Source organism: Azonexus sp. MM2026_4, assembly GCF_055901855.1.
In genome coordinates this window covers 3,812,692-3,825,175 of record NZ_CM148380.1, presented here as the reverse complement: position 1 = coordinate 3,825,175, position 12,484 = coordinate 3,812,692, and the positions used below count along the sequence as shown (strand labels likewise).

The window sequence follows — 12,484 nt, the reverse complement described above, 5'->3', positions numbered from 1 at the left end:
AGCAGCATGGAACACCCCGTCATTGAACTGAATCAGGTCGTCAAACACTATCGCATCGGCGACAACCAGATTTCCGCGCTGCGCGGCGTCGATCTGCAACTCCAGACCCGCGATTTTGCCGCCATCCGCGGCCCCTCGGGCAGCGGCAAGAGCACGCTGCTCAACATCTGCGGCCTGATCGACCGCATCGACGGCGGCAGCTACCGGCTGGCCGGCGAGGACATCAGCGAACTGGACGAGGCGGCATGTACTGAAATCCGGCGCAAACGCATGGGCTTCATCTTCCAGAACTACAATCTGGTGCCGGTGATGAGCGTCTTCGATAACGTCGAATACCCGCTGCTGCTCAACAACGTCCCGAAAGCCGAAAGGCGGGCGCTGGTTTCTGATATCCTCGACAAGGTCGGCCTGAGCGGTTTCGCCGATCGCAAACCCGACCAGCTTTCCGGCGGCCAGCGGCAACGCGTCGCCATTGCCCGGGCGCTGGTCAAGGCGCCGCTCTTGGTCATCGCCGACGAACCGACCGCCAACCTCGATACCGACACCGCCGAACACATCGTCGAACTGATGAAAAGCCTTGGCCACCGACTCGGCACTTCCTTCCTGATCGCCACCCACGACGACCGCATGACCCGACATTGCGACAAGGTGTTCAGCATGCAGGACGGCGTGATCGCATGAATCACATCCTGCTGGCCTGGAAGAACGTCCTGCGCAACCGGCGCCGCTCGTTCGTCACCATCTTCATCGCCGCCGTCGGCTGCGCTTCGATCCTGATCGCCGGCGGCTTTGCGTTGTGGACCTACGACATCCTGATCGAAGGCGCTTCCCGCGAATTCGGCCACATCACGGTCGCCGACAAGTCCTTCTTCGCCAAGGAAGAAGAAACGCCGATGCAGTTCGGCATGCTGCAGGACAATCGCGTCGCGGAATATCTTGAAAAGAACCCGGAGGTTGCCACGCTGTTGCCGCGGATCAATTATTCCGGCCTGATCTCGAACGGCGACAAATCGCTGATCTTCCTCGGCACCGGCGCCGAACTCGCCCGCGAGGCAGCCGTCCGCAAGTATTTCCTGGTCGTCCGCGACGGCGCCATTCCGCAGGGCGAACCCCACCAACTGCCGCAAATCCTGCTCGGCGTCGCCCTCGCCCGCAATCTCGGCGCCAAGGTCGGCTCGCAACTGACGCTGATTGGCACGACGGCCGCCACCGGCGGCATCAACGCGGTGGACGTCGAAGTTGCGGCGCTGGTTTCCACCGGCTGGAGCGAGGTCGATAAACGCCTCGTCTTCTCCGACATCCAGACCGCCCAGAATCTCCTGATGACCGACAAGATCAGCACCCTGTCGGTGTTCATGCACCGTCTCGACAAGGTCCCCGCCATGCTCGAGACGCTGGCCGCCTACGACGGCGAGCATGCCTACATGCCCTGGTGGGAACAGGCCCAGTACTATCACTCGGTACGGGCACTGTACAACCGGATTTTCGGCCTGCTCGGCATGATCATCATCGCCCTCGTCCTCTTCTCGGTGATCAACACCCTGGCCATGGCGGTGGTCGAGCGGACCCGCGAAATCGGCACCCTGCGCGCGCTGGGCGCCCACCCGCGCGAAATCATCGCCCAATTCGTCCGCGAGGGCGGCATCATCGGTCTGGCCGGCGTGATGATCGGCAACCTGGTAGCCGCCGCCGTGATCTGGACCTTGCCGTACCTCCACCTGCAGATGCCGCCGCCGCCCGGCCGCTCGGAAGGCTACCCGCTGCTGGTCGCCGGTTCGCCGACCCTGACGCTGGTTACCAACACACTGATCATCCTGCTGTGCATGGCAGCAGCCTGGACGGTAAGCCGGCGCGCAGCCAACAAACCCATCGTGGATGCCCTCGGCCATGTCTGAACGCCACCCACCGTCTCTCCTTCTTCAAGCCACGCTCGCGCTGTTCCTCGGCGCAACGGCAGGCAGCGCCACCGCCGGCGATATCGACACGCTGCTGCGCAAGGCCGACAGCTATCGGCTGCCGGCTGCTTCGGCGCGCGTCGAGACCCGGGTCGAACAATACCGGCGCGGCGAACTCGACAAGGAGCGCGACTACACCGTCTACATCAAGCCCGGGCGACGCTCGCTGATCCTGATGAAAACAGCCTCCGAACTCGGCCAGAAGGTACTGATGCTGGGTGACAACTTCTGGCTTTTCGTCCCCGACAGCCAGCGCCCACTGCGTATCACCGCCAACCAGAAGCTGCTTGGCGAAGCATCGACCGGCGACATCGCCGAGATGTCCTGGCATGAGGATTACGACGGCAGCGTCGGCGAAGAAGCCGACTGCCCCAAACCCCCGGAAATTGCCGACGTCCCCGGTCGCGTTGCTGCCGGCACCTGCCTGCACCTTCAATTGCAGGCGCTGCGCAGTGGCGTCACCTATGCCAAAATCGAGTTGTTCCTGGAAAAGAACAGCAAGTTTCCGGTCAAGGCCGACCTGATCATGGGCTCCGGCAAGAAGGCCAAGGAAGCCTGGTACTTCGAACAGCCGGTTCAAGGGCGGCGTCAGGTAGGCGCAATGCTGCTCTTCGATCACATCCAGACCACCCGCCACACCGTCGTTCATTACCGGAAGCTCACTGCCCGTGAAGCACCGGACGAACTTTTCAACCCAGCCGCCCTCGTTCGCAACTCGCTCGCCGAATGGTAACCAAGCCCCTTTCCCTGCTCGCCGCGCTCTCGCTCGGCATGACACCGGCCCTGGCCGACGAGTTCAACGCCACCTTGCGGGTCACCCCCGAATACCACGAGGCCGATCGCGGCAGCCCCTATTTCGCAGCCGGCCGCCCGGAAATGCCCGGCGGCTGGAACTCCAACCAGGAAGTCGCCCTGCGTTACCGAGGCCGGGGCTTTTCCGGCGATGCAACGCTGCGCTGGGAAACCCGCCAGGGACAAGCCGACCGACTGCGCGCCGACCTCAACCAGTTTTACTTTGACAGCGCGCTCGGCGATGGACTGGCCTGGACCATCGGCAAGAAGGTCCTCACCTGGGGCATCGGCTTTGCCTTCCGTCCGCTCGACGTCGTCCAGCGCGAGAACCGGCGTAGCGTCACCGACCCGATACTGGTCGGCATTCCGCTGCTGGCCATCGAAAAATTCACCGCCGACCAGGCCTGGACCGCAGTCTGGACCCAGCCCGGCCAGGGCGGCGACAAGCGCGACCGCGACGACGAAGCGCTCGCCTTCCGCTGGTACAAGGTTGACGACAAGGACGACCTGCATGCCGTCGCCCGCTTCTCGCGGACGCGCAAGTTCGAAGCCGGCTTCGGCGCCAACCGCGTGATCGGCGACGAATGGTCGATCTACGGCGCCACCCTGTACAGCCACCGCTATCTCAAAACGATCAACACGCTCGGTGAAACCGGCGGCACCTTCGCGCTGACCTCGCCCCTCGTCCGGCAAGCCGGCGACCATGCCAACAAGAGCGTGGTTGGCGCCCAGTGGACCGGCGTTTCCGGCTGGAGCGCGCTGCTCGAACTCTTCCACGACGGCGAAGCCTACCGCAAGTCCGACTGGCGCCGGCTCGACGCCCTGGTCGCCCGTCAGCACCTGAACGCGGCACTGGCCCCGGCACCACTCTTCAACGCCAACCTGGCCTGGTCGGCCAATGCCTACACCCAGGTCAACGTCCATCGCGACAACGCGCTGTTCCGTGTCGCCTACGACAACGGCGACGGCTTCAAGCCCTATCTCGAACTCCTCAACACGCCGACCGACGGCGGCCTGGTCACCACGCTGGGCGGCAGTTACGAAGGCAATCGCTTCAAGATCAGCGGCGGCGTCCGCCACCTCGGCGGAGCCAGCGACTCGGTCTATGCCCGGGCGCCGGAGCGCTACATGGCGTGGGTCCAGTTGTCCTGTCCCATCTGGTAAAGCGCTGACCGCATTCCCTGAGAGCAACCATGGCGACTGAAATTGAACTCAAGCTGCGACTGGAAGCCAGACATGTCCGCAAACTTCTGGCCCACCCACGCCTGAAAGGACTTGGCAGCCAGAAACTGGACTTGCTCAACACCTACTACGACACACCTGAACTAACGCTGCGCCAGCGCCGCATCGCCCTACGCTTACGCAAGAAGGGCTGGGAATGGCTGCAGACGGTGAAATCCGCCGAGCCCGCCAGTGGCGGACTGGCCATCCGCAACGAATGGGAGATTCCGGCCACGCCGGGCCAGTTCGACTTCGCCCATGTCGACAACGCGGAATTGCGCAGCCTGCTCGACGATGCCCGCGACCGTCTGGAACCTGTCTTCACCACCGACTTCCGGCGCCAGGCCTGGCAAATTGCCTGCGGCGACTCGCTGATCGAAATGGCGCTGGACCGTGGCAGGATTTCCGCCAAAGAACGCAGCACCGGCATCTGCGAAGTCGAGCTCGAACTGATCTCCGGGCGCGTCGAGGACATCTTCGAACTGACCCGGCAACTGCAGCAGCATGTCACGCTTCACCCCGATGTGGCCAGCAAGGCAGAGCGGGGATACCGGCTGTTCCGCAACGAACCCGAACAGCCCTTCCGCGCCAAACCGCTACCCATCCATGCCGAGCAGACCCCGGTCGAAGCCTTCCGCACCATCGCCCTCGGTTGCCTGGAACATTTCCAGCGCAACGAAGCCGGCCTGCTCGCCGGCGGCGAACCGGAGTTCATTCACCAGGCCCGCGTCGCCCTGCGCCGCCTGCGTTCAGCAATCAAGCTCTTCGCCCCGGTCCTGCCGGAAAACTTCGTCGCCGCCTATGGCCAGAGCTGGCAGACGCTGGCCGGGGCGCTGGGCGAAGCACGCAACTGGGATGTCTTCCTGGAAGAGACCCTACCGCCGATCGCCGCTGCCTTTCCGCACCACCCCGATGTCCATCGTCTGCACAACGAAGCCCGCCGCCGCGTCAAAGCAGCACGCCGAGCCATCACCAGCCTGCTCAGCGTCAAGGAATACCCGCGCCTGATGGTCGAATTCACGGCTGCCGTGCATGCACTGAGCGACACGGTGGACACCCCGCTCAAGCGCTTCGCCAGCGAACGCATCGCCGCCCATACCCGCAGCGTCCGCAAGATGGCCGAGCGCTACGACGAACTCGACGACACCCAACGCCACATCATGCGCCTGCGCTTCAAGAAACTGCGTTATGCGCTGGAATTCATGACGCCGCTGTTGCCGAGCCGACAGATGAAGCGCTACCTGGAAACGCTGAGCCGACTACAGGAAGCGCTGGGACTGATCAATGATCAGGTGACTGCGCAACTATTGACAGACGACGCTTTTGGGAAAAAAAACGTTACCGTTGTCCATGGCTGGGTTGCTGGCCGACAAGAAATTCTCGTTGCCAATATCCCAGCAATGCTGCGAGCTTGGCTCAGGAACTCCGAACGATAGGCGCCAAAAGCACATTGACCGGCCATTCCGAATGACTTTTTTCAGCAACACCGACTGACGAAATTCGTCACAAAAAAACCTCTCAGCACCACCGATAGCCGTCAAAAAAAAACAATAGCCAAGAAATCAATCAATTACCCAAAAATCCCACTCCTGGCACAAAAAACGCTTTAGTTCAAACAACGGGCTTTCCGTTTAATCACACCCAGGAGAATGAAATGAAAGCACAAAAAGGTTTCACACTGATTGAACTGATGATCGTTGTGGCAATCATCGGCATTCTTGCCGCCATCGCTTTGCCGCAGTATCAGGACTACACGAAGAAGGCTGCCAATAACGCCTGCCTTGCGGAAGCGAAGGCTTATTCCGGCGCCATCTTGGTGTGGGTGTCAGAAGGCTCCGTTTCTGCAAGCAAACCAACTGTAACCGCTAAAGCATGTAACGCACTGACCTCCGCCACTCCCGATTTTACTGTTGGGGCAAAAGCGCCTGGTGACAAGACCATTACTTGCACCGCCAGCGCCTCCTGTTCTTACTAAGCAAAGCCAAGGACAAAAAACAGAGGGTGAACACCCCCCTCTGGTCCCTCACAAAGCCTCAGCTTAGCTTGCTGGGGCTTTGTTTTTTCCCAGCACCGAACCTATTTATTTTTTGGCCTCAGGATAGAGGAGAATTCTTATGACAAAAACCCAGTCCGGCTTCACCCTGATTGAGTTGATGATTGTCGTAGCCATCATTGGCATCCTGGCCGCGATTGCCGTACCGCAATACAACGACTACGTCGACAAAGCCAAAAAAAATTCTTGCCTGGCGGAAGCAACACACGTAATGCGCAGCGCTATAGCCGCAACAGCAAGCGCTAGCATCGACATGATGCCTGCTTACACCCCTGCAACCTGCGCCAGCACCAGCTACGTTTCCAACACTTTTTTATCTGCGGGAAACACAACATTTACCGCGAAAGACTCGGGAGGCACGATATTTCAGTGCAGCAATCAAAGCGGCAACTGCACATTCTAAACAAACAAGTACTGCCCTTGCCAGACATTAGCCCTCGTACAGGATGGCGGACAGCACTTACTTTATGAGGCTTTTCAACATATTTCCGTATTGGACAGCAAGCGAATCCCAACCCCAAGAATATCTGTCTACCACCGCCGTCCGCCGCCAAAAATTAGCCGCACCACTCTCAAGCAAGCAATCAATCGCAGCCAACCAGGCAGCGACATCTGGCTTACCAGGATCGAGGGGTATTGACGTGATACCACCAGGAATCTCTGGGCCTCCCGCAGCGGTCTCTTCGGAGATGAGCACAGGAGTTCCACTAGCCAGCGCCTCCTGAACCACAAGAGGAAACCCCTCTCCATAACTCGGCAAAATCAATAGGTCTGCCATTTGATAGAGGCCGGCAAGCTCCTCAGCTTGAAGACTGTGCCAAACCCGCACCTGAGGAATCCCCCAAGCCTCAGGATCAAGAGCCCCCCAGCCAGCGAAACACCACTGCCATTCCGGCCTGCTCCTTGCCATACTCTCCAGCAAGCCAAGCCCTTTTCGCTCGACAAATCTTCCAACAAACAGAATCAGCGGCTTCTCTAGGTCCAAGTCATATCGCTTTCGCAGCAAAAGACGAGCCTCGTCGTCAACCGGAAAAAATGTTCGATTATCGACGCCGTTTGCCCAATATAAAGGCACGCGTGAGAAATCGACGAACTTTTCGAACTCTCGCTTTACGCGCGGACTGATAAATACTACCTGGGTCGCAGAAGCCAGCGCCCAGCGCCCGAAGGTCCGGTTAACAGCCTTCAAAAGCCAGCGCAGCCCGCGATTCCGGTAGGCAATCTCCCCGATATGCTGCGTCAGAAGCACCGGCTTACCTTGCCTTGAAGCCAGAAAAATCGCCACAAGATGGGAGGGATAAATGAAATCATGGACATGGAGAACGTCGCTAGCCCGGATCGCAGCACTTAGATTTTTCCAGCCTTGCCAAAACCAAAGCGGCCATGGCAACCCATACCTTTCCAGGTCATTCCAGGCACGCTGGGGCTGGCAGCGGAGCCCCACGATTTTTGGTGGAGAATCACAATCGGCAGCCAGCCAGCTTATCGAAAAGTCATCGACAAGACGCGCAGCAAGCTGCCCGGCAACAATCTCGACCCCGCCCCTGTGCGCAGGAAAATAATGCGTCAAAAGCAACAATCTAGGCTTTTGGGAAAGAGGATTCATATCAAGGAAAGTATTTTCAGCTTCCTAGCCGGCTACGCGCGCCAGTACCAAATAAGTCGATGCATTATTTCGCTTTATACTTTCCGGGGTAATGCAGTCTTCAAAACTCATTCTTAGATACATGAACAAGCAAAGCAAAGCAGAAAGCAACTTTCCCGGCCACCCGAGATAGCCCAACAGATTGTGATACCCCAGGGTTCGAAATTGTGTCGTCCAAGCCAACGGGCCAACGATCGACCAAGTGCTGACGACAGAAAATCCACGACTCGACAACTCCCGCTGCAGCCCATCCAAAGTCCAGCGACGAAAATCCGTGGGGTGCGGATGATATAGCCAACTCCCGTGAGTTGAGAGAATCAGGAGACCGTCATCAGAAAGCAAGCGGCGACACTCGCCCAAATAGGCATCAATATCCCAGACATGTTCCAACACCTGAAACGAGGTAACACATGGCACCGAGTTCGCGTCGAGAGGTACGACACCACCATCCTCCAACAAGACATCGGCATGAGGACCGGGGGATATGTCACAGCCGATATATTTGGCCCCACTCTCGGTCAACATCTGCTTGTATGGCGCATCCCCGCAGCCCAAGTCAACAATAATGCTCCCCGCCTGAAGATATCCTAATTGCTTGGCTTGCCGGATACACTTGGCGATAGCGCTGCTCAACTTCCGTAAGCTGTAGGCATCATGACGCCAGAACGGTGGATCAGCCCGATGAGTGTGATATTGCATTATTCCCGGATAAACTGAAATGACGAACAAACGGTTTACGCGATTCGCTCTTGTCGGAGGCCTCTGTTTTTCAAGTAATTTACTCACCCTATACTTGGGAACAGAGATTTTCGGATGGCATTATCTTGTTTCGATGTGCCTGTCAATTATTATTGCAAACTCACTTGGCTGGAGGCTGAACAGAAGTTGGACATTCGGCTCGCGAGAAAAACTTTGGTGGCTTGAATACAGCAGATACATAGTCGTCTCTTTCTCGAGCATTATTTTTAGCCTTGGACTCATGTATGTTTGCGTAGATATTCTCGGCATAAACTACCTACTATCCAGCGCAGCTATAGCGATATTAATGTTGGCAATAAACTATTTTGCACACGGAAAACTAAGCTTCAAATCCTCCCGGTGAGCCTACTTATTGTATTCATAAAGAGAAACATACTGAAGGTGATTTGTCACCGCACCAAGCAACCCGGAATGAGACTCACACGGCCAAGTCAACCTACGCTGCTGCCAGCCGTTTTTCTCGAGAGTCCTCCCCCATTGCCAGCCACGCTGATAATTCCCCGGCGACGGAATGCCAAAGCGCCGATTACCCAATTCATCAAGCACAAACAGCATCAAAAAATCTAATCGATTCCTGCAAATGTGGTCTTTGATCAGTATGTAACGACGAGAGACCCGCATCAACTCTTGCAAATAGAACTCGGGAGAATGGCAATGATGCAAAACATCGATAGCATACGACAGATCGAACGAATTATCCGCGAACGGTAGCGGATCTTTCGGCTTATAAATGACCGGAGTTAACAGAGCATTTTTTCTAGCTACGACATCAACAGCAACAACACCGGACTCCGGGAGAAGGCTTTTCACTTGCCCTGCAAACCACCCATCGCCAGCACCGAAATCGAGGATATCACTCGGAGAATCTACCTCGCGTAGTAGTGCAGAAATATGCGACCAAGTTCGGATACGATAGGGATTCATTCCGGGTTAATCTCAGGGCAGGTCGCCAGCAATCGTTCCCCCTTGGAGTTTTCCAAGCGAACAACAGCGTTACTCTTGAAACCCGTCAACGCAATGAGTTCGGAATTTTTTTCAGAAATAACAAAATCGCTAGATGGATAGAAGCGGACACGGTTTCTCGCCGTCTGTGTGCTCCACTGACCGGGGGGGGAAAATACCCTTGGACATTTTTTTTCCCAATAATCGATACGCTGATCTATCAACTTTCGCTTAAAGCGCTCAGCATCTTCCAGCGGCGGGGCTGTCTCGACACCGCAACTAACTAATTCCAGACCATATTCTGACGTTTTTATCATCTGGCAGTCACTCTCCTTGACACGATAGCCATAATCGGACAAACGAGCATTTTGTTCATCAATAGCATAAGCAAGACCTTCTCTTGTTAAAACCCGCAGGGTACGAATCTCCAAACCATTAGACTCAGCAAGAGTTTGAACTGAACGAAATACTTTGCCATCGGGGGAGAACCCTTCCAAATGAAAAAAACGGGATTCGGGAGGAAAAAACAAGGCAAAACTCCCATAAGAAAGCCGTTGCAGCGACAAATAATAAGCCGGCTTTTGATTCAAAGGCGGCAGCACCGAAAAACTGATCCAAGGATTATCCCAGCCCCACCGATCAGTTTCAGCCAAATTTGGCGTATTTAGATTGGATGCCAGGGCCCCTTGAGCAACAATCGGTAGCAGCAATACAACCATGGGAAAAAAAGGACGTCGAGTCTCCAACTTCATCACCAACAGGGAAATAGCCGGGCCTAACAAAAGCAGAAATGGCACTGCATAGCGAATGTTATTGCTGCTGTACGCCCAAAGGGGAGCGAATAACAGAAAAACTATCCAAAACATGCGTTGAACGGAAGGAGCCCCCCCCCTCCGAGTTGCCCAGAAATATGTCGCCAGAACTTCCAAGCAATTAGCACCATCACCAAGCCAACTAGCCACATTGGCCGGATATCTACCGTCATCGACTCAAACCCGGCACGCTGTGAGCTATCCGCCATGTTAAGCGGAAGCAGTAGAAAATCGCGCCAACTATCAGCGCGAAATCTCTCAGAAACGATGTTGACCGGGAAAAACCAGTCAGAGGAAAAATACCCATTGAATAATGGGAAGACTGGATTAGAAAAAGCATCCCAGAGCATCCACGCATGCCCGCCCCCAACTAGCACAGCACCAACAATTGCCGACAAAACTGCTTGCCAAGCGAAAGATAACCTATTTTCGCGAAGCACAAAAAGCGTTGCCAAAAAAACAGCAATGCAAAACATCAAGGAAGACGGCTTCAGCCCCATCGAAATACCACTCAGGAGACCAGCCCAATAAACGAGTTTTCGGTCAGAATCTCTCTCCTCGTTTTTCAAAAACAGCAGTAGGATTGCCAAAGAACCTAGCGCAGGCATGGATGTAATAATATCCGCATAGCTCCCTCCGACCTCAAACAAGAATCCTGGACTCAAAAAACCTAGCACAACGGCGCAAAAAACAGCCAATCGCGCAAGCCTAGTATTCGGCGTAACAAGCTGGCAGGAAATGAAATGCAACAACCACAAATTTATACTATGAAGACAAGCCATCAGTAGCGAAACTAAAAACGTACTAGCTCCGGTGAGATAGGCAAAATAAAATGGAAGGTGGGGAAAAGGATTAAGATAGCTTTGAGCACCAGCGGCAAAAAGCTCCTCTGGAAGACGCTCCTGCCACCAAGCATGAGCCACATACAAATGGTAGTGGTAATAATCCCAAGTAAACCCAATTCCGACCTTAGCAATCCATACCATGCAAAGCACTGTATAAATCACACAGGAAGTATAATGAAAATTTCTGTTATCGTTCATGCTCAGCTTTTTGAGAAAACTGCAAAAACGTTAACAAGAAGCTAGTTGAAAGTATCTCCACGCCGGAAATAGCCAACATAGCTGCTGGAATTGCGCGGCGCATAGTTTCACGCGGGTCGAGTGCTGAAAACCCGACTATTTCCCAACCAGCAAATGTTTGCCACGCAAGCCCCCCACTTGCAACCAGAAATGCAAATGCAAACATAAGCCCGAATTCCAAGCGAAACCTCTCAAGCATCCAAGAGGTCATTGGCGAACTTGGCAAAATTCCAAGGCGAACTCCCGAGCACCGTGCAAGAAGGCCAAAAAAAACCAACTGCATGCCGACCAAGGCAATTGCAGAAAAATAGAGAAGCGAATGGATATCAAAGCCAATACCTGTTACAACACGCATTTCTGGCAGCACCCAAAAACTCCCCAACATACCCACTAAAAAAAGAAATATGCCAGGATATACAAACAACCATCTTGGAGAATGCAACAGCATGAAGCGCAAGTGTCGCCACCCGTCACGCCAACTTCGTAAATGCGGCGGACGACTACGACCATCGGGCTTGAGCGTAGTTGGTACCTCGCAAATATTTAAACCAGCCATCGAAGATTTAATGACCATTTCACTTGCGAACTCCATACCACTGGTTTTCAACTTTAAATTCAAAATCGCATCGCGCTGAAAACCTCTTAGCCCGCAATGAAAATCGCCAATAGAGATACGAAATAAAAGACGCCCAATAAAGCTCAATACAGGATTTCCTAGATATCGATGCAACGGGGGCATGGCTCCGGGAGATATACCACCGCGAAAGCGATTTCCCATCACCAATTGTTTCCCATTTCTGAGCTTATTGTAAAAATCCTCTAACGCGTCAAATGCGTAACTATCATCCGCGTCACCCATGATAATATATTTACCTGATGCAGCGAAAATTCCGGCCCGCAAAGCAGATCCATAACCGCGCTCTTTCACCTGGATTACCCGAGCGCCAAGCGAACGCGCAATATCCTGTGAGCCATCTGTTGAACCATTATCGGCCACCAAAATTTCTGCGCAAACACCCAATCTTACAATGCTGTCCTGTGCCTTTTTAATACATGCACCAAGAGTTTCTGCCTCGTTAAGGCAGGGCATCAGGATAGTAAGACAGCACTCAGTTTCAGAATCAATCATCTAGTTTTTGACGGACTGAAATTCATAATATACATAATACGGGGACTAATTAACCCCAATACATAACCTAAAATACCAAAAGGAATAGTAGCTC

General features: G+C 54.8%; 13 protein-coding genes and 1 pseudogene. 8 read left to right on the top strand and 6 right to left on the bottom strand.

The annotated features are described in order from the left end of the window. The first annotated feature begins 6 nt into the window (after nucleotides 1-6). From AC0KWY_RS18050 to AC0KWY_RS18020, 7 genes and pseudogenes are all read left to right on the top strand, one after another. Entirely contained in the window at nucleotides 7-681 is a 675-nt protein-coding gene (locus tag AC0KWY_RS18050) for an ABC transporter ATP-binding protein (RefSeq protein WP_474026865.1), read from the top strand. Then, nucleotides 678-1,895, top strand: coding sequence for an ABC transporter permease (locus AC0KWY_RS18045; protein ID WP_474026864.1), 1,218 nt, complete (start codon nucleotides 678-680; stop codon nucleotides 1,893-1,895). The genes AC0KWY_RS18050 and AC0KWY_RS18045 overlap by 4 nt, the downstream gene beginning before the upstream one ends. After that, complete coding sequence (locus AC0KWY_RS18040) at nucleotides 1,888-2,688, top strand: outer membrane lipoprotein-sorting protein (RefSeq protein WP_474026863.1); 801 nt, start codon at nucleotides 1,888-1,890, stop codon at nucleotides 2,686-2,688. The genes AC0KWY_RS18045 and AC0KWY_RS18040 overlap by 8 nt, the downstream gene beginning before the upstream one ends. Beyond that, on the top strand, nucleotides 2,682-3,911 hold the full coding sequence (locus tag AC0KWY_RS18035) for a hypothetical protein (protein ID WP_474026862.1): 1,230 nt from the start codon (nucleotides 2,682-2,684) through the stop codon (nucleotides 3,909-3,911). The genes AC0KWY_RS18040 and AC0KWY_RS18035 overlap by 7 nt, the downstream gene beginning before the upstream one ends. Nucleotides 3,912-3,940: 29 nt before the next feature. Further along, complete coding sequence (locus AC0KWY_RS18030; protein WP_474026861.1) at nucleotides 3,941-5,404, top strand: CYTH and CHAD domain-containing protein; 1,464 nt, start codon at nucleotides 3,941-3,943, stop codon at nucleotides 5,402-5,404. A 218-nt stretch (nucleotides 5,405-5,622) separates the two neighbouring features. Then, nucleotides 5,623-5,722: pseudogene (locus tag AC0KWY_RS18025) on the top strand (prepilin-type N-terminal cleavage/methylation domain-containing protein); the annotation flags it as partial. A gap of 360 nt (nucleotides 5,723-6,082) precedes the next feature. After that, nucleotides 6,083-6,424: a prepilin-type N-terminal cleavage/methylation domain-containing protein gene (locus tag AC0KWY_RS18020; RefSeq protein ID WP_474026860.1), complete on the top strand. Its 342-nt coding sequence runs from the start codon at nucleotides 6,083-6,085 to the stop codon at nucleotides 6,422-6,424. A 57-nt stretch (nucleotides 6,425-6,481) separates the two neighbouring features. On the opposite strand, the gene AC0KWY_RS18015 is transcribed toward AC0KWY_RS18020, so the two are convergent. Both AC0KWY_RS18015 and AC0KWY_RS18010 read right to left on the bottom strand, forming a co-directional pair. Then, entirely contained in the window at nucleotides 6,482-7,627 is a 1,146-nt protein-coding gene (locus AC0KWY_RS18015; protein ID WP_474026859.1) for a glycosyltransferase family 4 protein, read from the bottom strand. 24 nt (nucleotides 7,628-7,651) lie between these two features. Next, a complete protein-coding gene (locus AC0KWY_RS18010; protein WP_474026858.1) occupies nucleotides 7,652-8,365 on the bottom strand; it encodes a class I SAM-dependent methyltransferase in 714 nt (237 codons plus the stop codon). A gap of 19 nt (nucleotides 8,366-8,384) precedes the next feature. On the opposite strand from AC0KWY_RS18010, the gene AC0KWY_RS18005 reads away from it, so the two are divergent. Beyond that, nucleotides 8,385-8,768, top strand: coding sequence for a GtrA family protein (locus tag AC0KWY_RS18005; RefSeq protein ID WP_474026857.1), 384 nt, complete (start codon nucleotides 8,385-8,387; stop codon nucleotides 8,766-8,768). A gap of 2 nt (nucleotides 8,769-8,770) precedes the next feature. Here AC0KWY_RS18005 and AC0KWY_RS18000 read toward each other — a convergent pair whose 3' ends face one another. The 4 genes from AC0KWY_RS18000 to AC0KWY_RS17985 are packed head-to-tail and all read right to left on the bottom strand — an operon-like array spanning nucleotide 8,771 to nucleotide 12,390. Further along, nucleotides 8,771-9,349, bottom strand: coding sequence for a class I SAM-dependent methyltransferase (locus AC0KWY_RS18000; RefSeq protein ID WP_474026856.1), 579 nt, complete (start codon nucleotides 9,347-9,349; stop codon nucleotides 8,771-8,773). After that, nucleotides 9,346-10,233, bottom strand: a complete 888-nt coding sequence (locus AC0KWY_RS17995; protein WP_474026855.1) for a hypothetical protein — start codon at nucleotides 10,231-10,233, stop codon at nucleotides 9,346-9,348. Before AC0KWY_RS17995 ends, AC0KWY_RS18000 begins: the two co-directional genes overlap by 4 nt. Further along, the gene (locus AC0KWY_RS17990) at nucleotides 10,221-11,222 is read right to left on the bottom strand and encodes a hypothetical protein (RefSeq protein ID WP_474026854.1); all 1,002 of its coding nucleotides are present in this window, start codon (nucleotides 11,220-11,222) and stop codon (nucleotides 10,221-10,223) included. The genes AC0KWY_RS17995 and AC0KWY_RS17990 overlap by 13 nt, the downstream gene beginning before the upstream one ends. After that, on the bottom strand, nucleotides 11,212-12,390 hold the full coding sequence (locus tag AC0KWY_RS17985) for a glycosyltransferase family 2 protein (protein WP_474026853.1): 1,179 nt from the start codon (nucleotides 12,388-12,390) through the stop codon (nucleotides 11,212-11,214). Before AC0KWY_RS17985 ends, AC0KWY_RS17990 begins: the two co-directional genes overlap by 11 nt. Nucleotides 12,391-12,484: the final 94 nt, after the last annotated feature.